Annotated in this window: 2 protein-coding genes; both read right to left on the bottom strand. The window is 42.1% G+C overall.

What is annotated here, in order from left to right; genetic code table 11:
• Window positions 1-689: IS21-like element helper ATPase IstB (gene istB / locus ACFSO7_RS24005; protein ID WP_377880000.1), on the bottom strand; the 689-nt coding region annotated here is incomplete at its 3' end.
• On the bottom strand, window positions 682-2,202 hold the full coding sequence (gene istA / locus ACFSO7_RS24000; RefSeq protein ID WP_377880001.1) for an IS21 family transposase: 1,521 nt from the start codon (window positions 2,200-2,202) through the stop codon (window positions 682-684). The genes istA and istB, both read right to left, overlap by 8 nt.
• Window positions 2,203-2,208 lie beyond the last annotated feature (6 nt).

Below are 2,208 nucleotides of genomic sequence, written 5' to 3'. Positions count from 1 at the left end.
TCAACACGGTGTAATAAACGGTCCAGTATGGCGGTCATCATCCCTTGGTTTCCGACAATTTCTGTCCACTCTTCTGGGCTTCGATTGGACGTCAAAATCAAAGAGCTTTGTTCATATAATTGGTGGACTAATTGAAAGAAGAGGGTAGCTTCTCGCTGATCCATTGCCATATACATAATGTCATCAATGATAATCAGTTCAGAAGCGCGCAAGCGCTTCAACTGAATCTTAGATTTGTGTACGTATTCCTCGGTCTTGAGTAACTGAATTAACTCTCCCATCGTAATGAAATATACTTGATAACCCTTATGGATAGCCTCAATACCAAGTCCCACAGAAAGTAGTGTCTTTCCCGCACCTGGCGGTCCAAGTAGTATGAGATTGTAGTTCTGTTCTAGCCACTCATATTCACGTAACTGCTTTAATTGTCGTTCAGTAATTGCATCCTGTTCCTCGATCCGAAACATCTGGATCGGTCTATGGTAAGGGAACCTTGCCCAGTTCAGGCGCTTTTCAATACTTTTCTCTTCTCGTTTCTTGAGTTCGTATGACGTTAATTGTTCTAGAAACTCCAGATAAGTCCAAGATTTCAACTCTGCTTTACGGAGGAGATCGGGGAGACCCTCTGCTGTCTCAGCCATTCTTAACTGCCGAAAAGACTGTTGGATATCAGTGACGCTCTTACTCATTATATTTACCTCCCATTAATTGAAGGTATTCACTGATGTCTCTGGTCTGGACAGCTATATTTACTAGGACTTTGTCGCTCTCCTCCGTTTTCTGAGGCTGATCAGGCGCTGTCCTCCTCAGAAAATCGACGACATCACGAAATGCATTTGCACTAAACAGGTTTTCTTCTATACACTTTTCAAGTGCTAGGTGGACCCATTCAGTGTTTTCTTGTGCCACTTTTTTTATCAGTATGAATTGATCTCGCCGATAACGCCCATAGTCCTGGCTAATTTTTTCTATGTAGTTTAATGCTTTTTCATGGGCAAGGAAGGTTATCACTTCTTGTTTTAGTAGATCGAGCGACTTGGACCGCTCACGTGAATGGTTTCTATTCTTAATTAGTTTCCCTTTCTCCTGAGAGATCGTATGCTCCGCAATAATTTCGCCTGTTGACGAGTCACTGATTTTGAGTGAGTGGTTCACGACGTATAAATGTACGATTTTCTGTCTAGTGTATGTTCCAACGGGAACAGAATATCGATTCGATTGGAAGTGTACCGTGTTGTCCTTACGGACATTCCTTGTTATAATTTCAGTATAGTTGCTTTCGGAAGAAAGCGGATCAGAGATCTTTCGCAAGTGTTGCTTTTCCAGGAGAAACACTTCGTAAGGTCTCTTTTTAGTTGTGTTGTGCACCTTGTAATTTCCGGTTCTCTCAAGCCAATTTAGGCTGCGATCGTTCCAATCTTCTAGAGTCGAATACACACGATTCTTTGCGAAGTTGTTCTTTACGTATTTTACGACATTTTCGACTTTCCCTTTAGATTCTGGATCGGCTTTCCTACATAGATACACTCGAAACTTTTTTTGCTGAATATAGTGTTGGAATGCTATGGTCAAAATCAGGTCTCCTGCATTCTCACTCACCGCTATCAAATTATCTTGATCGTATACAATCTCTTCAGGAACACCACCAAAATATTGAAATGCTAGGTCATGACAACGGATGGTGTCCCTAGTGGTGAAGGGTCTATTCAACCACCACATGTATTTCTGACGGGAATGTGCCAGCACAAACACTATGAAGTAGAGGCGCACCTCCTTGCCGTGCGAATCCTTTTGGATGGTCTGTCCCCAATCCACTTGGAGTTGTTTTCCCGGCGGCAGTTCCTCGACAGACTCATATTCACGTGACTCTTCCTTCTTCTCAATTTGATACAAATCTCTTACCTCATTGACATAGCGACGCACTGTGCTTTCCCCGATATTAATATTTGGAAACCGTTCCTGGAGCCAATCATATATCTGAGCCCCACTCAGGGAAGGAAACTCCCTAAGCCAATTGACGATCCAATCCCGATAGGGATCTAACTTCTTCTTCCGATCACTTGGTTCAAATTCTTCTACTGCCTCTTCAAACGTCATCTCCAAATATTTATACACTGTAGTGCGTGAAATCCTTAACCTTTTAGCAATCTGAGAAACTCTTAGTCTTTGCTTTCTCAATTGATGAACCTCTAAATATACCATTAACTT

The sequence above is a fragment of the Bacillus sp. CGMCC 1.16607 genome (genome assembly GCF_042683745.1).
Lineage (GTDB): Bacteria > Bacillota > Bacilli > Bacillales > Cytobacillaceae > Pseudoneobacillus.
This window is presented reverse-complemented; position numbering and strand designations above follow the sequence as displayed.

Excerpts from the sequence above, each read along its gene's own strand:
- istA (WP_377880001.1), bottom strand. The coding sequence starts at position 2,202 with ATGGTATATTTAGAGGTTCATCAATTGAGAAAGCAAAGACTAAGAGTT.